Source organism: Cellulophaga omnivescoria (assembly GCF_027915275.1).
Lineage (GTDB): Bacteria > Bacteroidota > Bacteroidia > Flavobacteriales > Flavobacteriaceae > Cellulophaga > Cellulophaga omnivescoria.
Map to the genome: position 1 here is coordinate 3,433,073 of NZ_CP115819.1, position 19,854 is coordinate 3,452,926.

Sequence of the window (19,854 nt, forward strand, 5' to 3'; positions counted from 1 at the left end):
TAAGGTACACACATTTAATGGCAAAAAAGACTACTAAAAAGAAAGCAACTACACCTAAACAAAAACGCAGTTTTGGCTTATCTAAACAAAATAAAATATTGTTAGGTAGTGTTATAATGCTTTTTGCTATAGCTCTGTTTTTTTCTTTTTCATCTTTTTATTTTACGTGGCAAGATGACCAAAGTTTATTGTCTGAATTTGCAAACAGAAATGAACAAGCTAAAAACTTACTAAATAAATTTGGGGCTAGTATTGGACATTTGTTTTTATACAAAGGCTTTGGTGTTGCTTCTTTTGTTTTTCCTGTTTTATTATTTTTATCTGGTTTAACATTATTTTTTAGCCTACCTAAAAATGGACTAATTAAAAAATGGATATGGGGCTTAATATTTATTTTATGGTTTTCTGTAGCTTTTGGTTTTTTTGCTGAAAAATGGCCACTTTTAGGAGGTTTAGTTGGTTTTGAAATGAATGATTTTCTGCAAGACTATACTGGTAAAATTGGTGTACTACTTCTTTTAATTTTTGGGTTGATATTTATTTTAGTAAGACTATTTAAATTTACTCCAGAAAGCACCTTACAATACTTTAAACAGAAAAAAGCTGCATTAACAGATGAGTTAAAAAATTCTGACTATGATGAAAATTCTTCTGCAAATGCTACAAGAAAGCAAACGGCAGAAACAGTTGAAGAGGCTACTGTAGAAGAAACTCCTGTTGTTGTAGATACTTATACTCATAAAGAAGAAATACCTCCAATAGAAAAAGAAGAAGTACCTGCAAATGATGATGATTTTGAGGTTACTGTTGCTGAGGATGAAGAAAACGTAGAAGAAAGTCTAAATATTGAGGTAGAAAAAATTACCGAAGAAAAAGAAGAAATAGATAACCTAGCAGACAAGTTAGTTGATGATTTTGGTGAGTTTGATCCTACTTTAGAGCTAGCAAACTACAAATTTCCACATATAGATTTGTTAGATCAACACGGAGCAGGTGGCGGAATAACAATTAACCAAGAGGAATTAGAGGAAAACAAAAACAAAATTGTAGAAACTCTTAAAAACTACAAAATAGGAATTGCACAAATTAAAGCCACTATTGGACCAACAGTTACATTGTATGAAATTGTACCAGATGCCGGTGTGCGTATTTCTAAAATTAAAAATTTAGAAGATGATATTGCTTTATCTTTAGCTGCATTAGGCATACGTATTATTGCACCTATACCTGGTAAAGGAACTATTGGTATAGAAGTTCCTAACAAAAACCCTTCTATTGTATCTATGCGTTCTGTTATTGCTAGCACAAAATTTCAGAAAGCAGAAATGGAACTGCCAATTGCCTTTGGTAAAACCATTAGTAATGAAACTCTTGTGGTAGATTTAGCTAAAATGCCACACTTGCTTATGGCAGGTGCTACGGGGCAAGGTAAATCTGTTGGTTTAAACGCTGTATTAACATCACTCTTATATAAAAAACACCCAGCAGAAGTTAAATTTGTATTGGTAGATCCCAAAAAAGTAGAACTAACGCTATTTAATAAAATAGAGCGCCACTTTTTAGCCAAACTGCCAGACTCTGAAGATGCCATTATTACAGACAATGCAAAAGTTATAAATACATTAAACTCTCTTTGTATTGAGATGGATAATAGGTACGAGTTGCTAAAAACTGCAATGGTACGTAACTTAAAAGAATACAATGCTAAGTTTAAAGCTCGTAAATTAAATCCTAATGACGGACATATGTTTTTACCATACATAGTATTGGTAATAGATGAGTTTGCAGATTTAATTATGACTGCTGGTAAAGAGGTAGAAACACCTATTGCTCGTTTAGCGCAATTGGCCAGAGCCATTGGTATTCACCTAATTATAGCTACACAAAGACCATCTGTAAATGTTATTACAGGTATTATAAAAGCCAATTTCCCAGCACGTATTGCCTTTAGGGTAACCTCTAAAATAGATTCTAGAACCATACTAGACGCACAAGGTGCAGACCAATTGATAGGTCGTGGAGATATGCTTTACACACAAGGTAATGATGTAATACGTGTACAATGTGCCTTTGTAGATACTCCAGAAGTTGAAAAAATTACAGGTTATATAGGCTCACAAAGAGCGTATGCAGAAGCACTTTTACTGCCAGAATATGTAGGTCCAGACGACTCTGGCACAAGTATTGATAATAACATAGCAGATCGTGATAAGTTATTTAGAGAAGCTGCAGAAGTTATAGTAATTGCACAACAAGGTTCTGCTTCTTTAATACAACGAAAATTAAAATTAGGTTACAACAGAGCAGGTAGAATTATAGATCAGTTAGAAGCTGCCGGTATTGTTGGTCATTTTGAAGGTAGTAAAGCAAGGCAAGTTTTAGTTCCAGATATGTTGGCTTTAGACCAATTACTAGAAAACGAAAAAAAATAACAATTAACAAATCATAATACAATGAGAAAATTAGGAGTTTTAGTATTCATATTAATTGCAAATGTATCATTTGCTCAAAATTCCGCTAAGGCAAAAGCTTTATTAGACCAAGTTTATAATAAAGTTACCAGTTATGATAACATTTTTGTAGACTTTAAACACTCGCTTCATAATAGTGAAGCTAATATAAATAGAGAAACAAGAGGTGACGTTACTTTGCAAGGTGAAAAATACTTATTTAACTATTTAGGCTCTATGCAGTTGTTTGATGGTAAAAAAGTATATACAGTTGTACCAGATAACGAAGAAGTTACTATTGAAGATAAATCTAACGATGATAACGCAATTACACCTTCTAAAATGTTAACTTTTTATAAAACAGGCCACAATTATGCTTGGGATAATTTGCAGACTATTAACGGAAGAAAAATACAGTACATAAAATTAATTCCAATAGATTCTAATTCCGAAATTAAATCTAGATTATTAGGTATAGATGTAGAAACAAAACATATTTACAACCTTATAGAAACTGGTGATAATGGTACAAAAACCACAATTACTGTTAATTCTTTTAAAACAAATCAAACTTTATCAAAAAGCTTATTTACTTTTGACCTAAAAAAGTACGAAGATAACGGGTACTATATCATAAGAAATTAAGCCATTGAAATTATTAGATCGTTACATTCTAACAAAGTTTCTTTTTAACTTTTTCAGTTCGTTTGCAATATTGATGTTAATCTTCATATTTCAAACGATCTGGTTGTATATAGGAGACTTAGCTGGTAAAGGATTAGACTTAGAAATTATAGGTAAGTTTATATTTTACTTTATGCCTAGTTTAATAGACAAAGTATTGCCGTTAACGGTGGTACTTTCTTCTATTTTAACCTTTGGCACACTAGCAGAAAATTATGAATTTGCTGCTATGAAAGCTTCTGGTATTTCTTTACAACGAGCAATGCGTACCATTATTGTTTTTGTTTTATTCTTAGGCGTTGTTGCTTTCTTTTTCGCAAACAATGTTGCACCTGCTGCTGCGCATAAAATATATAATCTAAAGCGTAATATTGGTAATGTAAAACCTGCCGCTATTATTGCTGAAGGCATTTTTAGTGATTTTGAAGGTATGAATATTAAGGTTGATAAAAAATCTGGTGAAAATGACCGTTTTTTAGAAAATATAATCATCCATAAAAAATCTAATAACATTATTAGTAACGTTGTTATTAAAGCTAAAAAAGGAGAATTAGTTAGTAGTGAAGACTCTGATATTGTACAACTTATACTTAAAGATGGTAATTATTATGAAGATGTACAGTCTAAAAACAGTAAAACAAAACTAAAAGTACCATTTGCAAAGGCTAAATTTAATGAGTATATCATTAACATTCAGCTAACAGATATGGGCGATCAGGACTTAGAAGAAGACCGTAAGGTAGATACTGAAAAAATGAAAAAAGTATCTAGACTTATAGTTGATATAGATTCGATAAGAAATGATAATATAAAAACGATAAAAGCATTTTCTAAGAATATTTCTATTAGAGCTGGCGCATTTAAATCTGACTACGGTTATAAAAAACCTAAACCAATGTTAGATGAAGCTTCACAAAAAGAAGACGTCAAAACAACCACAAAAGAAATTAAAAAAGACAGTTTACTATATACAGGAGATATAGCCAGCTTGTATGAAGAACCAATGCAATTACAACTATATAGCTCTGCGCATAGTGCTACAACCAATGTTTTAAGTTCTGTAAGCGCCAGAAAAAAAGAGTTAGACATAAAATACCAGCGTTACAACATACATATTTTAGCCCTACATAGTAAATATGCTTTGGCTTTTTCTTGTATTATTTTATTTTTTGTTGGTGCGCCTTTGGGTGCAATTATTAGAAAAGGCGGTATGGGGTTACCAATGGTAATTGCCATTGTACTTTTCTTAGCCTATTACTTTTTAGGAGTATTTGTGGGCAACTCTGCTAAAGTTGGTAAAATACCGCCGGCACTAGCTGCTTGGATACCTACACTAGTTATGCTACCACTAGGTGTATTTTTAACTATAAGAGCAACAAATGATAAAGGCTTAATTACTTTTGGCGATATCATTTACCTAATAAAAAAACAGTTTACTAAAAATTCCAAGACTAAAACTAATGGAAAATAAAATACAGTTAAATACAATTGAAGAAGCAATAGAAGACATCCGTAAAGGAAAAGTTATTATTGTTGTTGATGATGAAGACCGAGAAAATGAAGGTGATTTTGTAGCTGCTGCAGAAGCTGTAACACCAGAGATGATAAACTTTATGGCTACTCACGGTCGTGGTTTAATTTGTGCTCCTTTAACAGAAGGTCGTTGTAAAGAATTAGGTTTACACGCAATGGTTACTAATAATACTGACCCTATGGAAACTGCTTTTACAGTTTCTGTAGATTTAAAAGGGAAAGGTGTTACTACAGGTATTTCTGCCGGAGACAGAGCTGCAACGGTTAAGGCTTTTACAGATAACGAAACTAAAGCTCAAGATTTAGCTAGACCAGGACATATTTTTCCTTTAATTGCTAAAGAAGGTGGAGTTTTACGTAGAACAGGGCACACAGAAGCTGCAATTGATTTTGCACGTTTAGCAGGGTTTAAACCAGCTGGTGTTATTGTAGAAATAATGAACGAAGACGGCTCTATGGCTCGTTTACCACAATTAATAGATGTTGCTAAAAAATTTAATTTAAAGGTTGTTTCTATTGAAGCTCTTGTTGCATATAGAATGGAACACGATAGCCTTATTGAAAAGAAAGAACAATTTACAATTGAAACTCGTTTTGGTGAATTTAGACTACATGCTTACCAACAAACAACTAATGACCAAATACATATAGCGCTTACCAAAGGCAGCTGGAATAAGGATGAACAAATACTTACGCGTATAAATTCTACCTTAGTAAATAATGATATTTTAGGTACGCTTACTAATAATCCTGACCAAAAGTTAGAGGATATGTTTGCTGCCATTAATAAAGAAGGTAAGGGAGCTATGGTTTTTATAAATCAAGAATCTCAATCTTTAAACTTACTAAATAGACTATCTCAACTAAAAAAGCTACAAGGAAATGGCTTAGTTAAAGCTCCTAAAGTAGAAATGGACAGTAGAGATTTTGGTGTAGGTGCACAAATTTTACACGATTTAAATATTAGCAAAGTAAAACTACTTACAAATACAACGCAAAGTAGACGTGTAGGTATTGTTGGTTACGGACTAGAAATTATAGATTACGTTACCTACTAATTAGCTAAACCACTACAAATAAAAAATCCCTTAAAACTCAGTTTTAAGGGATTTTTCTATTTCTAATAATCTGTAATAAATTATAATACAGATTTTATAGCTTTAACCATATTAGCAGCTCTTTGCTCCACCTCTTCTTCGGTCCATCCTAATTTAACCAAACAAGAAATTGTTCTACTTATCCAATGGTCAGATTTAGAAAAGTCTGACTTGCTATAGTCTGGCAATTGCTCTTTAACCTCATTTGGTAATTTACCTAACGAATTTAAATTAGTTAAGTGAGACCATTTTTTGTAATAATGCCAATTATTAGCGTACCAGTAAAAACAAGCATCAACACTATGTTCACCTAAAGCTTTGTGTGCTTTTCTTGTCAGTTCTTCAGTTGGTAAAAATATAGATAAAAATGAATAATTTTCTTCACCACCTTCTGGTACTGCTCTAAAAGTTACTTCGGGTATTGTAGACAGTGCATTGCGTAAAATAGTATACGTTTTTTTCTGTATTGCAATAAACTCATCTAATCTTTGCACCTGAGCTACACCAACAGCAGCGTGTAATTCTGATATTCTGTAGTTGTATCCTAAAAACGGATGATCTTCTGCTCCCCTATCTTTTCCAATATGGTCATGACCATGATCTGAATAATGATCTGCGTTTTTATAATATTTTTCATTGTTAGTAATTACGGCACCACCTTCTCCGCAAGTTATGGTTTTAACGTAATCAAAAGAAAAACAACCTAAATCTCCATAACTACCTAAAGGTTTACCTTCATACGTACCACCAATTGCTTGGCAAGCATCTTCTAAAAGTAATAAGTTATGTTTATCGCAAATAGCTTTTAAAGCCTTTAAATTTGCCATAGACCCACACATATGCACAGGCATAACTACCTTTGTTTTTGGTGTAATTGCTTCTTCAACTGCTTCTGGATCTAGTGTTAACGTATCATCTACATCAACCAAAATAGGAACAGCACCTAAAGCTAAAATAGACTCAAAACTAGCAACAAATGTAAAGGTTGGCATAATAACTTCATCACCAGCACCTATACCTGCACTAGCCAACGCAACAGTTAAAGCTGCTGTACCACTACTAACTAATTGTGCGTAACCTACTTCCATTCTTTTTGTTAAGGCTTCTTCTAGTTCTAATGCCTTCCACTGATCACCACGCATACCGTCAAAACCATAACGCATTAAAACACCTGAGTCTAGTACCTTTTGTACTTCTGCTCTTTCCTTATCTCCAAAAAATTCAAATCCTGGCATATTGTATATTTTTCTTGTTTTTTATTTTTACTAATGCTATTAAAACAATAGCTTTAATTGATTTGTAAAGTTAGTAATTTTAGGCAATTTCTATTACACAATCTACGGTCTCTTTACGTACTTTTTTAAAGGTTGCAAACACATCGTCATCTGCTCTTATACCTATTGGCATAGTTAATACAGATGCTAAGTTTAATTTTTGTAATCCTAAAAGTTTATCATACTCGGCAGGAATAAAACCTTCCATTGGGCAAGCATCTATTTCTGTAGCTGCACAAACGGTTAATAAATTACCTAAAATAAGATATGCCTGGTTGGTTGCCCATTGCGCAACTTCTTCATCTGTTTTTTTACTAAAACTACTAGTTAATTGTTGCTTAAACGGGTCTAAAATATCATTACTAGTACCCCTAACCTGCTGTACACGGTTAAAATAATTTGCTATGTAGTCTGCATCTATAGTATTTTCTCTACACAATACAAGCACATGAGAGGCCTGTGCAACTTGTTGCTGATTGTATGAACTAGCGGCAAGCTGTTGCTGCAATACTTTATTTTTAATTACTACCATTTTAATAGGCTGTAAACCGTAAGATGTTGCTGTTAAATTAAAAGCCTCTTTAATTGCTTCTATTTTAGCATCTGGTAGTATAATATTTTCATTAAACTTTTTAACAGCATAGCGCCATTCTAACTTTTTTATAATCTCCATTTTTCATCTATTGCATTAAAAAAACCAAAGCTTAACAGCCATAACAATAATCATTAGCATTAAAAACTTTTTTATAAATCCATCTCCTCTAGCTACAGAAACTCTACTAGCAACCCAAGCACCAGAGCCGTTACCAATTGCTAAAACCAGACCTATTTCCCAAATAATTTTATCATGATAAATAAAAACGGTTAAAGCTGCTAACGTATAAATTAATACAACAGCCACTTTTGTTGCATTTGCCCGAACTAAGGACATATGGTTGGCATAGTGTAAAAATAAAATAATGATAAAGCCTAAACCAGCGTTTATAAAACCACCATAAACACCAAAAAAGAAAAAAGCTATTATCCCAATCCATAAATACTTACCAGTTATACGCTCTTGTATGTCTTCTGCTTTTAATTTTGGTTTAAATATTATAATTAACAATACAGCTATCATTACCACAGCTAGTATTTTATTAAACGTTGCTCCACTTACTTCTACAGCTATATTTGCCCCTACTAAAGAGCCTAATAAAGCAGAAATTCCCAAATAAATATTAAACGGAAATGTGCTAACACCTTTACTTTTAAATCCTGCTACACCTAACATAGATTGTATTGCTATAGCCACTCTGTTGGTACCATTGGCCACAGTTGGCGGAATACCAAAAAAGATTAAAAGCGCTAATGACAGCAGTGAACCACCGCCTGCTACTGTATTTATAAAACCTACTATAAAGCCTACTGCTATTAATAACAGGTAATGATACCATTGATCCATAGCGTGCAAAAATACGGTTTTATGCTCTTTTTAAATATTTTTTAATGAATTAGTGTTTGTATTTCATCTTTACAAATTAAAATGTAATCATTTATAAAAAATAATGCTTGTAATTTGGCACTTTGCTACCTACTCATATATCATTAATTATTTACAGATATATTATTGCACTTTTGTTGCATTAACATAAAATAATAATATATTTGCACCTTAATTAACAGAACTAAGTTGCAGTAACCTAACAACTGTAACGGCTATTAATGAAAATATATCAGTTTAAAAATAGTATTACTCATTTATTGCTTGCATTTTTTATTGTTATAAAAATTGCAGGACTACATTCTTTATCTCATATTAATGAGCATACTGTAGATGGTGACCATCATGAATGTACTATTTGTGATTATATAAATACCCACAACACTATACCGGTTGTACCTACACAAGAAGCATATATTAAAACCTGTATTACAACTTACAATACTGTAAAAAAGATACAAATAAGCTATAACAATACGTATTTTAAAACAGAAAGTAACACACAACTATTCTCCAGGCCTCCACCTCTTTTTATCTTGGCATAAACCTTAATTGTTTAACATTTAGGTATAATATAAATCAAATTATATACAGAATTGATTCTACATTATTTGCCTTACTACTAAACCGCTACAAAACAAGTGTATACCGTTATTGCCTAAAACATTTATACACTTCACATTATTAAAATTATATAACAGCTAATTATGCTTTATAAAATGCTGAGTATATGCTTATTTTTTTGCGCATACTCTACTGCCTACGCACAAAATTCTTATAAAATTAAAGGAATTGTACTAGATGCCAACACTTTACAACCTATAGAGGGTGCTAATATTATTGGAGATCACCTATTTGCAGTTTCTTCTTCTAAAGGTGAATTTACCATAGAAGATAATAAAAAACAAACTAGTTCTTTTACAGTATCTCACGTGGGTTACACCACAAATGAGTTTATTGTTACCCCTAAAAATACACCCGAACGCATTAAAATTTACTTAAAAGAAACTTCTACTGTTTTAAACGAAGTTAAAGTTGTTGGTACTTACCATAATAAAGACAAAGAAACACCTATGGTTACTAAAACGGTTACTAAAAAGTTTCTTAACAATAACAGAGAAAACAGCTTAATGCAAACATTAAGCAAAATACCTGGCATAAGCACCATTAATATTGGCTCTGGGCAAAGCAAACCTGTTATAAGAGGTCTTGGTTTTAATAGAGTTGCGGTTGTACAAAACGGAATAAAACATGAAGCACAACAATGGGGCAATGATCACGGACTAGAGATAGACCAACAAGGAATTGAAAATATACAAATTATAAAAGGTCCTGCTTCATTACTTTTTGGGTCAGATGCTATTGCTGGTGTGGTTCATATTCAACCAAATAAAGTGCCGTTACAAAATTCTTTTAATGGCGAAGTAAATATTCTTGGAGAAAGTAATAACGATTTGTTAGGAATTTCTGTTGGCTTAACGTCTAGAAAAGAAAAATGGTTTTACCGTACTAGATTAACTTATAGAGATTATGCAGATTATAAAGTACCTACAACTAAAATTAACTATGAAAATTACGTTTTTGAGCTTCACAATAATAATTTAAGAAACACTGCCGGCAGAGAAGCTAATGCTAGTGTTAGTATTGTTTACGTAAACAATAACATAAAAACGGAAACACTATTTAGTAATGTAAATGCTAAAAACGGATTTTTTGCAAATGCACATGGCTTAGAAGTTAGAACGTCTCAAATAGATTATGATGCCTATAACAGAGATATAGATCTTCCGTACCATAATGTAAATCATTTTAAAATTAGCAATAATACTACTGTAAACACCGGTAATCACATATTTCATTTTGATTTTGGTTTTCAAAATAATAAAAGAGAAGAACACTCAGAGCCTATACCACATGGGTATATGCCCAAGCCACCAAATACTAAAGAACGCGTTTTTACTAAAAATACCTACTCTTTAAATGCCAGAGATGCATTTAACATTAACAACAAGCATAATGTTGTTGTGGGTGTAAATTTAGAGCATCAAAAAAATACTATTGGTGGTTGGGGATTTTTAATTCCGGAATATAGCCGCTTTACTGCTGGTGCTTTTGGATACAATCAATATAAAATAAATGAAAACTGGCACATTTTAGCTGGTGCTAGGTATGATTATGGTTTACTAAAGACTAGTGCTTACAACGATTGGTTTAGGTCTACTGTAAAAAATGATGACGATACCACTTCTCAAATATACTTGCAAAGAGCTAAAAACAAAACACTAGATTTTAAAAATATAAGTGCCTCATTTGGTGTTAGTCACACTAAAAACAACACAACATACAAAGTAAATTTAGGTAAAAGTTTTAGAATGCCACTTGCTAACGAGTTGGCTTCAGACGGAGTAAATTACCATATGTATAGGTTTGAGAAAGGTAATCTTGACCTAAAACCAGAGGTTGCTTATCAACTAGATCTAGAAATAAATCACACTAAAAAACAGTTTAGTTTAAGCGTTAGCCCTTTTCTTAATTTATTTGAGAACTACATATACCTAAATCCTACCTCTAATTATTTTGAGACCTTACAAATTTATGAATACACACAAAGTAAAGTTTTTAGAGTTGGTGGCGAACTTAGTGCTAGTACTACTGTTATTAAAAACCTAGAGCTGTCTGCGTCTGCAGAATATGTGTACTCTAGACAAACAAGCGGATTAAAAAAGGATTTTACACTCCCGTTTTCTCCTCCATTATCTGGACTCTTTTCTGCGAGCTATAAAATTAAAGATTTTTCAATTTTTAAATCACCTGCAATTAACGTGGACTATAGAATTACCGCAGCACAAGAAGATATTGTACCACCAGAACAAACAACAGACGGTTACAATGTGTTACACATGTCCTTTACATCAAAATTAAACATCTTTAAAAATAGTGCTCCAGTAGATTTTAGACTAAAACTAAACAATGTACTAAATACTACATATTACAACCACACTAGTTTTTATAGGCTAATAGACGTTCCTGAAGCTGGTAGAAACATTTCGGTATCGGTAACAATACCCTTTTAAATATATAAATAATAACTATTAAAATTAAAAACAATGAGAACAAACATTAAAATGTCTAACTTTAAATTTTTAGCAATTGTTGCTTTTCTAGGACTCTTTTTACAATCATGTAGTAGTGATGATGACAGTAACTCTTTAAACGCGCCAATTATTACTGATTTTGAATATGGTGAAGGCAGTGACCATTCTACAGAACAGTATGTGTATAAAGGATCTGACATTCATTTAGAAGCAAAAATAGATGCAGAAGCAATTGTTAAAAGCATTTCGCTTAGTATACATGCGCATGACTTAGAAATAGGTGAAGATGAAGTTGACTGGGATTTTGAAAAAGTATATACAGATGAAAAATACCTAGCAATAAACCCAACTTTTCATGAACATGTAGATGTACCTACAAACATACCTGCAGGTGAATACCATATAGAACTGGTAGTTACCGATGAAGAAGGAAACAGCACAGAAATTGAAGGCCATATAGATGTTAAAGACCCTATTACTTTAGGTGAAATGTCTATTGATGCAAGCGTTGCTAGAGGAAATGATTTTCATACCGAGTTTATGATTAATGCTGTTAACGGCATACATTCAGTATCTGTAGACGTGCACGCACACGGACTTACGCTAAAGGATGGAGAAGAAGAATGGGATTTTGAAAAAGAATATTTAGAAAAATACCATGAAAAAACTGAAGTTGAATTTCATGAACATATTGATGTGCCTGCAACTGCACCAGCTGGCGAATACCACATTACTTTTATAATTGAAGATGAAGAAGGTATTACCAAAGAATATGAAACACATATAGATATTACAGAATAACAAAAAATACCGCATAGTGTATACTGCACTATGCGGTAATAAAATACTTAGAAATGAAAATTAAATTAAAATATTTCTTCTTTTTACCATTATTAGCTATTATTTCTTCATGCTCTAGTGATGACAGCAATGATAAAGATGAAGAAAAACCAACAATTAGTATTAATTACACTCAAGGTTTTCCGCAACCGTGTGTGCAGTTAGTAAAAGGAGAAACCTATAGTTTTAGAGCACAGCTTACAGATAACAAAGCATTGGCTTCTTATAGTTTAGATTTACACCATAATTTTGATCATCACACCCATGATGACCAAGAAGGAGAGTGTGATTTATTCCCTGTTAAACAAGCTGCAAACCCTTTTATTTATATGGAGAATTTTAGTGTTCCAGAAGGTGTTACCAATTATGAAATAAACGTAAGTTTAACAATTCCTAATGATATTGATACTGGTGATTACCATTGTGCTTACTCTGTAACAGACAAAACAGGATGGCAGTCTAGAACATCTATAGACATAAAAATAGTAGATTAATGCATACAGCAAATTAGTATACTATAAGCTGTTAATTTAGTTAAATATAAGCGGTTTTCTTTTTTTTGCATTCGTGTTGCATTATTTTTGTAATATGGGAGTGATAAGACAAACAAAATCGGTTAAAATTTTACATGATGAATTTGATAAAAGTTCAGAGGCAATTTCTGTAACTGCTTTAATAGAACGTTTTAGCTCTAAAATGAACAAAACCACTATTTATCGTGTTTTAGACAAGCTTGAAGACGATGGATACTTGCATTCTTTTTTAGGTAAAAACGGCCATAAATGGTATGCAAAATGCAACGGCTGTTCTTCTAGCAATCATACAGATGCGCACCCGCATTTTCAATGTTCTAACTGTGGCAAGGTAGATTGCCTTCCTGCAGATGTTGTAATACCTAAAATTCCTAACAGAATTGTAGATGTTTCACAAGTACTTTTACAAGGTAAGTGTGAGCAATGCCATACATAAAATCACAAAACATAATTTATAATTCTAAAAAAGAGGTAATTGTCATTATCTCTTTTTTTGTTTTCATAAGTAGGTAGTAAATAAAACAATGTTACTTATTCAAATGGTACAACTCATATTAATTTTACTTCTGTTTTCTTAAAAGTTGATTATGATACTGCACAAAATGTGATTGAGTACAGAACGTTTTTGAATAATTTTTTTTGTATTAATTATGTTTAATGAAATAAAAGAACTATTATGAAAAAAGTTTTATTTAAAACCCTTTAGGGCTTAATCTTTATAGCATTTAGCGTTGGCATTATGTGGCTACTTATATTTGCTTTTTTATTTTATTCTCATCTATTTAATGAGAGTTATAATTACCTTTATTATTTAAACAAAGGTAATTTTTTGGTATATTTACCCTCGTTAAGACAACGCAAGTAATATTTACCCTTGTTTAAAATGGCGAAATTTAAAAAAAATATACCTTATAACAGTCTACCGCTATTACCACCTAAAACAACTTTAGAAACTACTAAAGTGTTACGCAAGACCATTGATGCCAGTAGAGCATTAGCACAACTTAATGGTATGCTTACCAATTTACCAAACCCAACATTGTTTTTAAATACTATTCATTTACAAGAGGCCAAAGCAAGTTCTGAAATAGAAAACATAATAACTACTAATGATGATTTGTATAAATCTTTAGTAGCAGATAAAAAATTTGATAATCCAGCTACTAAAGAAGTTATTAGTTACAAAGAAGCTCTTTGGAATGGTTTACAAGAGATAGATAAACGTCCATTTATATCTACTAATTTATGTGTGCAAATTGTACAAAGCATCAAAAAGAATACCGCAGGTATTAGAACAACACCAGGGACTGCTTTAAAAAATGCAAATGGCGAAACTATTTACACACCACCAACAGGTGAAGCTGTGATAAGAGAAAAGATGGCTAACCTTGAAACCTTTATAAATGGTGAAGATGCTGTAGACCCATTAATTAAAATGGCATTAATGCACTATCAATTTGAAGCGATACATCCTTTTAGTGATGGTAATGGTAGAACAGGACGTATTTTGTTATTACTTTATTTAAAACTTGAAAAATTATTAGATACTCCAGCTATCTATTTAAGTGAATATATCATTAAAAATAAGGCTGATTACTATACTAAATTACGTGAAGTAACCGAAAATAATGATTGGGAAGGCTGGATACTCTATATGCTTGAAATGGTAGAATATACTGCAAACAAAGGATTGCAACGTTTAAAAGATGTTACCGATTTAATGGAACAAATGACCGATGAAATTAGAGAGACTTTACCTAAAGTATATACTAAAGAATTGGTTGAAATACTATTTAGATTACCTTATACGAAACGACAGTTTTTAATTGATGCCAAATTAGGTACACCAAAAACAGTTGGTAATTATTTAATGGAATTAGAAAAAACTGGGTTTCTAATTTCCGAAAAAGTTGGTAAAGAAAAACTATATCTCAATCACAGATTAATGACTGTGTTAGAAGCATCCTAATTTACTTGGTTAACAAAAAGAAACATCAACTAACAAATCTCAATCGAATAATAAAATGTTGCTATTGATGTTCAACGTGACCTTTTAATTACTACGTTATCCCTCTTACGGCATTTTGCAAATGCCTAAATCTTAAAACATTTTGTAAATGCATAAATCTTAAAATCTTAATTAACAAGGATTCACTGCGTGCATCCCAGATAAGTATCCCGAGCAAGCATAAAACCTTAACAAACTACGTTTGTAGATTTTTGTTTTTTAAACTACTTATGAAAATAAATTTTCAGCGTAGTTGTAAAAAACAAAAACCCGTAACTTTCGTTACGGGTTCCTTTTGCGGAGAAAGAGGGATTCGAACCCCCGGAGGTGTGACCCTCAACAGTTTTCAAGACTGCCGCATTCGACCACTCTGCCATTTCTCCAAGTGTCTCATAAGGTATTCCCTTAATGCGGGTGCAAATATAAGAACCTTTTTTTATTCTATAAAACTATTTTATGCTTTTTTCTGTATTTTTTATTACTCTAAACTATAACTCTTTGTTTCTTAAAAATTTAGACCTTAAAAAAAATCACAAATTAACTTCTTGGTTTGTTCAGTTGCCTATCATATAAAACAATACTGCCTGCTACTGCTACATTTAAACTTAAGGTAGACTTAAATTTTACTAAAAAGTGCGACTCCTCTATGGCTTCTTTGCTTAAACCGTGATCTTCTGCTCCTAGTAAATACACACAGCGTCTAGGATGCTCAAAGGTTTCTAAATCTACCGCAGTATCATCTAGCTCCACTCCTACTATTCTGGTGCCTACAGGAATGTTATTTTTAAAATCATTAAATGTATTGTAGTGGTAATATGGTATAGATTTTACAGCATTGTGTGTATCGCACGCTTGTTTTGCATACCTGTTGCCTATGGTAAAAATAAAACTAGCCCCTAAGTTTTGTGCTGTACGCCATAAAACACCCAAATTCTCTGGCGTTTTACCGTTTTGTATGCCTATACCAAAGTATTCATTCACAAAATTATCATCCATATCGCAAAAATATTAAACTTTTACTGTATTTAATAACCAAAATAATAGAGGTACTGCTACAGATTATGTACAAGTCAATTTTTATAGTTAAGACTGAGTAAATAAGAAAATCTCTGAGACCTATTATATTATAATTATTAAATTAAAAACTTAGTGTATTGAGTGCAACTAAACACATAAAACCTTAGAAAAAAGACGTTACAAAACACAAAAAGCCCAAAAAGGGCTTTGTTTTACGTAAATGTTTGTGGGTTATAGTGCTAATGGGCTAAGTTGGTGTATTGTTTTACCAGCTGCTCACCATCTATAATGTATTCTGTAATGCTAAAAACTTCTTTTCGGTTTTTTCTAAAGTCCTTTACAAATTGTGCTAAACTGTCTTCTAAAGCTGCGTGTTCTGCTCTAAATTTATGAGAATCGTACGCAAAAGGGTTTTCTATAAGCTCTGTTAAATGATGCAAATGGCTTGTAGTTTTTTCTAACAAATTGGTACATTGTTTGTCTACCACCAGTAGGCTTATTTCTATTTCTTTTACCAAGTCTACGTTTTCCTTTTTAGATATCCACAATAGGTATTTTTTTATGAGTTGGTGTAAAAAGCGTAAATCGTCTTTATAAAACAACAAATCAGATTTCCAATGTTTTGTTAACAGGTACAATTGTTGCCAATTGGCTTCATTAATATAATTGTCTGCAGGTCTGTTTCTAAAATTGCTCATACTACGTAATATTTGTAGTAAAAGTAATTATTGGTATTTGTTTGGTGTATGATAAAAATCATACCTAATTTAAAAACATTTGTATATGTTTTAAGCAAATGTGCTGCCACAATACCCCATAAATTATTGTTTGTATGCTACAGATAAAATATATGTAGTACTTTTACGCCTTATAAATTTAGATGTAATTTTAGTTGTATTTATGCAGTATACAGATGTTTTTATTGAATTTTGGGAACAGGTAAAACAAAGTGTTGAAGAAGAACGTTTTGCAAAGCTTACAATGGCAAAAACTATTGGCAAACCCAATTTAAAAAACATTTTTGTGCGTCCGGTATATTCAGATAACGGCTTTATGGTTTTGCTTAAATTACGTTACAGGTCTAGAGATACAGAAGATATTGAGCAAAAACTAACACTAGAAGAAGCTTTCCCAATAATACAAAAGCACTTAAAAACTTCATTTTTTTCGGTATTACTTTTTACCACTACCAAAGACGTTACTTTTAAAATAAATAAAAAAGGCGCTGGTAGTATTACGGAGGGCTTACCTACGTTTACCAATATTACACAGGCAGAAATGGGTGATAATTAACTCCTTTACAATTCTATTAAAAAAAACCTGTAATTTAACACTGATTTTCTTACTTAATGAGTTAAATGCCAAAAAAAACCTTGAAAGCTAGAGCTGCAAGGTCTTTATTATATTGTATTGGCAAAAACTACCACCTACGATTTTTAGTTGCTTTTTTGCTTTTAGTTGCCAAGTGTTTTTGCTTACGGTATTCTGGTGAAGCAATATGCGCCTCTATACTGGCAATAATATTGTTTTTTACACCAGTTATAAGCTTAGTTTTGTAGTTTTTTTTCTCATACCACCAAGCTCCTAAAAATATAAGTACAACCAGTATAATTTCCCAAGGATTATTACCAATTACTGGAACATTATAATAATAACTAATACCTATTACTGGTTTTAAATATTTAATTCCAAAATATAACAATACCATAGCGGCAAAGGCAAAGGATAAAAAAAGGCGTTTTTCTGATTTTAGCTTTTTCTTTACTCTACTATTAATGGCCAAAATAGCTTCATTACTTAGCAAAGCGTGTTTTTTGTTGTAACTATCTGCTATAAAACGCAATCTAGACTCAATGTCGTTTTTAGAAACCCTGTTACTAGTATCCTTTACAAAATAGGTATTATAGTCCAAGTAGTCTTGGTGGGTAATCTTTAGTTTTGGATATAGAGTATGTGTGCCCATTACTACTACAAAACTAGCATTATTTATTTTTAAAGTTCTTTTTTATGAGGCGTATTTTCTATTTCTTCTTCTTTAGGCTTTTTCCACAATGCGTATGATATACCCGCCCAAGATAGGTTTATAATAATCATACCTATAAAAAATGGGTTGCGCCCACGATCCATACTGTAATCTGCTATTCCAAAAAGGTAAACTGCCAACAAGGCAAATAATACCACTACTCCAACAAAATAGCCTATTTTTCCTTTTTTAGTTAAATGCTTTAATAATAATCTTTCTAACATAATTTTTATTTTTTATAAATGTACTTTTTAGAAGCTAATTTTAAAATAAACAATAAATAAGTGTAAGCGTAAAAGATATATTCGTATTAATTTTAAGCTTTAACACATACTTTATTGCTGGTGCACACAATGTTTCTACATTTGTAGAAATTAAACAACTGAATTTAATGTTAGATTATGTGGTTATTGGTGGTGCACAGGCTGGTTTATCTATGGCGTATCATTTAAAAAAAATGAAAAAGAATTTCTTAGTTGTAGATGGTGAAGACCAAATTGGTGCCTCTTGGCTAAACAGATGGGACTCTTTAAAACTATTTACCTCTACCACTTATAACAACTTGCCTGGTTTAAAATTTGATGCTCCTAAAAACCACTACCCCTCTAAATTTGAAGTTGCAAACTACTTTAAAACCTACGTACAAAAATTTGATATTCCTGTACAATTAAACACCCTGGTTACTGCTATACGCAAAACCAATAAAGGTTTTTTTATTACGCACAAAAACGGAGAAATTAGGGCTAAAAATGTTATTGTTGCTACTGGTCCTTTTCATATACCATATACTCCGCCTTGCCATACTAAACTTGCAGATTCCATTTTACAAATGCATAGTAACTATTACAAAACACCAGAACAGTTACAAAAAGGAGATGCTTTGGTTGTTGGTGCAGGAGACTCTGGTTATCAAATTTTAAATGAACTCTCTAAAGATGAATCTAGAACTGTTTATTTTTCTGGGGATACCACTGTAAAATCTATTCCGCAACAATTTTTAGGTAAAACCATTTGGTGGTGGTTTACAGTTACTGGTTTTTTAAGCTTTACCAAATATAGTTGGCTTGGTAAGCGTATTAATGCAGCCAAACAACCTGTAATTGGAACTAATGTAAAAGAAATTTTAGCTCGAAAAAATGTTATTGCTGTTGGTAGAACTAATGATGCTTTAAATGAGAAGCTATTTTTTGAGAAAAAGAAGGTTTCTACCATTAAAAATATTATTTGGGCAACAGGTTACCGTCCTAATTTTAAATGGATTGAAGGTTTGGAGCTAGATGCTGATAATTACCCTAAAAACAAACGTGGTGTTAGTAATATTAAAGGCTTGTACTTTATTGGCTTACCGTGGATGTATACGCGTGGTTCTGCTACTTTAGGTGGTGTGCAAAAAGATGCTAGTTATTTAGCGAGTGTTATTAGATAAGTATTGTTCATTTTTATTTTTTTTAAAAGTCCCTTTCGAAAGTATTGCGTAAAACTAAAGTTGAGATTTCGAGCAAATAATCCGTTTGTTATGAATTCAAACAGCGTTTGAAGAACAATCTGCGATTTCTTTTTTTATCAATGAATCCCGAAGTATAGGGACTTAAAGAAATTGTAACGATTAATTGAAGATAAATTACACAATGCTTCTAATTAAAAACGAGAAGCTTAATTTTAGTCCGGCCTACGAAAGTATTGCGTAAAACTAAAGTTGAGATTTTGTGCAAATAATCCGTTTGTTATGAATTCAAACAACGTTTGAAGAAGTTAGCGATTATTTAGAAATTGAAACGTATAGTTTAGCAATGTGTTCGTAAGCCTAGATTTTTTTTGGT

At 31.9% G+C, this 19,854-nt stretch carries 19 protein-coding genes and 1 tRNA gene; 12 read left to right on the top strand and 8 right to left on the bottom strand.

The window, feature by feature from the left end; translation table 11 throughout:
- Window positions 1-17 precede the first annotated feature (17 nt).
- From PBN93_RS15200 to ribB, 4 genes are all read left to right on the top strand, one after another.
- Window positions 18-2,432, top strand: a complete 2,415-nt coding sequence (locus PBN93_RS15200) for an FtsK/SpoIIIE family DNA translocase (protein WP_271081018.1) — start codon at window positions 18-20, stop codon at window positions 2,430-2,432.
- 21 nt (window positions 2,433-2,453) lie between these two features.
- Window positions 2,454-3,095: a LolA family protein gene (locus PBN93_RS15205; RefSeq protein ID WP_271081019.1), complete on the top strand. Its 642-nt coding sequence runs from the start codon at window positions 2,454-2,456 to the stop codon at window positions 3,093-3,095.
- Window positions 3,096-3,168: 73 nt separating this feature from the next.
- The gene (locus PBN93_RS15210; protein ID WP_408612190.1) at window positions 3,169-4,605 is read left to right on the top strand and encodes an LptF/LptG family permease; all 1,437 of its coding nucleotides are present in this window, start codon (window positions 3,169-3,171) and stop codon (window positions 4,603-4,605) included.
- Window positions 4,595-5,725: a 3,4-dihydroxy-2-butanone-4-phosphate synthase gene (gene ribB, locus PBN93_RS15215; RefSeq protein WP_077399857.1), complete on the top strand. Its 1,131-nt coding sequence runs from the start codon at window positions 4,595-4,597 to the stop codon at window positions 5,723-5,725. Before PBN93_RS15210 ends, ribB begins: the two co-directional genes overlap by 11 nt.
- An 80-nt stretch (window positions 5,726-5,805) precedes the next feature.
- Here the strand turns inward: ribB and PBN93_RS15220 are convergent, their stop codons facing one another.
- The 3 genes from PBN93_RS15220 to PBN93_RS15230 form a co-directional block, all read right to left on the bottom strand.
- Window positions 5,806-6,999 carry a DegT/DnrJ/EryC1/StrS family aminotransferase gene (locus tag PBN93_RS15220; RefSeq protein ID WP_271081020.1) on the bottom strand — a complete coding sequence of 398 codons (1,194 nt, stop codon included), beginning with the start codon at window positions 6,997-6,999 and terminating at the stop codon, window positions 5,806-5,808.
- Window positions 7,000-7,078: 79 nt separating this feature from the next.
- On the bottom strand, window positions 7,079-7,711 hold the full coding sequence (locus tag PBN93_RS15225) for a nitroreductase family protein (protein WP_271081021.1): 633 nt from the start codon (window positions 7,709-7,711) through the stop codon (window positions 7,079-7,081).
- 15 nt (window positions 7,712-7,726) lie between these two features.
- Window positions 7,727-8,479: a sulfite exporter TauE/SafE family protein gene (locus tag PBN93_RS15230; protein WP_077399864.1), complete on the bottom strand. Its 753-nt coding sequence runs from the start codon at window positions 8,477-8,479 to the stop codon at window positions 7,727-7,729.
- Between the two features lie 260 nt (window positions 8,480-8,739).
- Between PBN93_RS15230 and PBN93_RS15235 the strand changes: the two genes are divergently transcribed.
- The 6 genes from PBN93_RS15235 to PBN93_RS15260 all read left to right on the top strand — a co-directional run bounded on the left by PBN93_RS15235 (window position 8,740) and on the right by PBN93_RS15260 (window position 14,955).
- On the top strand, window positions 8,740-9,063 hold the full coding sequence (locus PBN93_RS15235; protein WP_271081022.1) for a hypothetical protein: 324 nt from the start codon (window positions 8,740-8,742) through the stop codon (window positions 9,061-9,063).
- Window positions 9,064-9,225: 162 nt separating this feature from the next.
- On the top strand, window positions 9,226-11,592 hold the full coding sequence (locus PBN93_RS15240) for a TonB-dependent receptor (RefSeq protein ID WP_271081023.1): 2,367 nt from the start codon (window positions 9,226-9,228) through the stop codon (window positions 11,590-11,592).
- A 33-nt stretch (window positions 11,593-11,625) separates the two neighbouring features.
- Window positions 11,626-12,414, top strand: coding sequence for a DUF4625 domain-containing protein (locus PBN93_RS15245; RefSeq protein WP_271081024.1), 789 nt, complete (start codon window positions 11,626-11,628; stop codon window positions 12,412-12,414).
- Window positions 12,415-12,467: 53 nt separating this feature from the next.
- Entirely contained in the window at window positions 12,468-12,947 is a 480-nt protein-coding gene (locus PBN93_RS15250; protein ID WP_271081025.1) for a DUF4625 domain-containing protein, read from the top strand.
- A gap of 94 nt (window positions 12,948-13,041) precedes the next feature.
- Window positions 13,042-13,422 carry a Fur family transcriptional regulator gene (locus tag PBN93_RS15255; RefSeq protein ID WP_075695662.1) on the top strand — a complete coding sequence of 127 codons (381 nt, stop codon included), beginning with the start codon at window positions 13,042-13,044 and terminating at the stop codon, window positions 13,420-13,422.
- A gap of 447 nt (window positions 13,423-13,869) precedes the next feature.
- Complete coding sequence (locus PBN93_RS15260; protein WP_271081026.1) at window positions 13,870-14,955, top strand: Fic family protein; 1,086 nt, start codon at window positions 13,870-13,872, stop codon at window positions 14,953-14,955.
- A gap of 337 nt (window positions 14,956-15,292) precedes the next feature.
- Here the strand turns inward: PBN93_RS15260 and PBN93_RS15265 are convergent.
- The 3 genes from PBN93_RS15265 to PBN93_RS15275 form a co-directional block, all read right to left on the bottom strand.
- A tRNA-Ser gene (locus PBN93_RS15265) sits at window positions 15,293-15,377 on the bottom strand.
- A 154-nt stretch (window positions 15,378-15,531) separates the two neighbouring features.
- Window positions 15,532-15,990, bottom strand: coding sequence for an RNA methyltransferase (locus tag PBN93_RS15270; protein WP_271081027.1), 459 nt, complete (start codon window positions 15,988-15,990; stop codon window positions 15,532-15,534).
- A 260-nt stretch (window positions 15,991-16,250) separates the two neighbouring features.
- Entirely contained in the window at window positions 16,251-16,709 is a 459-nt protein-coding gene (locus PBN93_RS15275; protein WP_271081028.1) for a hypothetical protein, read from the bottom strand.
- Window positions 16,710-16,839: 130 nt separating this feature from the next.
- Between PBN93_RS15275 and PBN93_RS15280 the strand changes: the two genes are divergently transcribed.
- Window positions 16,840-17,304 (top strand): hypothetical protein, encoded by a 465-nt coding sequence (locus PBN93_RS15280; RefSeq protein WP_245799580.1) that lies wholly within the window; start codon window positions 16,840-16,842, stop codon window positions 17,302-17,304.
- A 127-nt stretch (window positions 17,305-17,431) separates the two neighbouring features.
- Here the strand turns inward: PBN93_RS15280 and PBN93_RS15285 are convergent, their stop codons facing one another.
- Window positions 17,432-17,974, bottom strand: a complete 543-nt coding sequence (locus PBN93_RS15285) for a hypothetical protein (RefSeq protein WP_271081029.1) — start codon at window positions 17,972-17,974, stop codon at window positions 17,432-17,434.
- Window positions 17,975-18,003: 29 nt separating this feature from the next.
- The gene (locus tag PBN93_RS15290) at window positions 18,004-18,258 is read right to left on the bottom strand and encodes a hypothetical protein (RefSeq protein WP_075695675.1); all 255 of its coding nucleotides are present in this window, start codon (window positions 18,256-18,258) and stop codon (window positions 18,004-18,006) included.
- Window positions 18,259-18,425: 167 nt separating this feature from the next.
- Here PBN93_RS15290 and PBN93_RS15295 point away from each other — a divergent pair, with 167 nt between their 5' ends.
- A complete protein-coding gene (locus PBN93_RS15295; protein WP_271081030.1) occupies window positions 18,426-19,460 on the top strand; it encodes a flavin-containing monooxygenase in 1,035 nt (344 codons plus the stop codon).
- Window positions 19,461-19,854 lie beyond the last annotated feature (394 nt).

Excerpts from the sequence above, each read along its gene's own strand:
- PBN93_RS15200 (WP_271081018.1), top strand. The coding sequence starts at position 18 with ATGGCAAAAAAGACTACTAAAAAGAAAGCAACTACACCTAAACAAAAA.
- PBN93_RS15205 (WP_271081019.1), top strand. The coding sequence starts at position 2,454 with ATGAGAAAATTAGGAGTTTTAGTATTCATATTAATTGCAAATGTATCA.
- PBN93_RS15210 (WP_408612190.1), top strand. The coding sequence starts at position 3,169 with ATGTTAATCTTCATATTTCAAACGATCTGGTTGTATATAGGAGACTTA.
- ribB (WP_077399857.1), top strand. The coding sequence starts at position 4,595 with ATGGAAAATAAAATACAGTTAAATACAATTGAAGAAGCAATAGAAGAC.
- PBN93_RS15220 (WP_271081020.1), bottom strand. The coding sequence starts at position 6,999 with ATGCCAGGATTTGAATTTTTTGGAGATAAGGAAAGAGCAGAAGTACAA.
- PBN93_RS15225 (WP_271081021.1), bottom strand. The coding sequence starts at position 7,711 with ATGGAGATTATAAAAAAGTTAGAATGGCGCTATGCTGTTAAAAAGTTT.
- PBN93_RS15230 (WP_077399864.1), bottom strand. The coding sequence starts at position 8,479 with ATGGATCAATGGTATCATTACCTGTTATTAATAGCAGTAGGCTTTATA.
- PBN93_RS15235 (WP_271081022.1), top strand. The coding sequence starts at position 8,740 with ATGAAAATATATCAGTTTAAAAATAGTATTACTCATTTATTGCTTGCA.
- PBN93_RS15240 (WP_271081023.1), top strand. The coding sequence starts at position 9,226 with ATGCTTTATAAAATGCTGAGTATATGCTTATTTTTTTGCGCATACTCT.
- PBN93_RS15245 (WP_271081024.1), top strand. The coding sequence starts at position 11,626 with ATGAGAACAAACATTAAAATGTCTAACTTTAAATTTTTAGCAATTGTT.
- PBN93_RS15250 (WP_271081025.1), top strand. The coding sequence starts at position 12,468 with ATGAAAATTAAATTAAAATATTTCTTCTTTTTACCATTATTAGCTATT.
- PBN93_RS15255 (WP_075695662.1), top strand. The coding sequence starts at position 13,042 with ATGGGAGTGATAAGACAAACAAAATCGGTTAAAATTTTACATGATGAA.
- PBN93_RS15260 (WP_271081026.1), top strand. The coding sequence starts at position 13,870 with ATGGCGAAATTTAAAAAAAATATACCTTATAACAGTCTACCGCTATTA.
- PBN93_RS15270 (WP_271081027.1), bottom strand. The coding sequence starts at position 15,990 with ATGGATGATAATTTTGTGAATGAATACTTTGGTATAGGCATACAAAAC.
- PBN93_RS15275 (WP_271081028.1), bottom strand. The coding sequence starts at position 16,709 with ATGAGCAATTTTAGAAACAGACCTGCAGACAATTATATTAATGAAGCC.
- PBN93_RS15285 (WP_271081029.1), bottom strand. The coding sequence starts at position 17,974 with ATGGGCACACATACTCTATATCCAAAACTAAAGATTACCCACCAAGAC.
- PBN93_RS15290 (WP_075695675.1), bottom strand. The coding sequence starts at position 18,258 with ATGTTAGAAAGATTATTATTAAAGCATTTAACTAAAAAAGGAAAAATA.
- PBN93_RS15295 (WP_271081030.1), top strand. The coding sequence starts at position 18,426 with ATGTTAGATTATGTGGTTATTGGTGGTGCACAGGCTGGTTTATCTATG.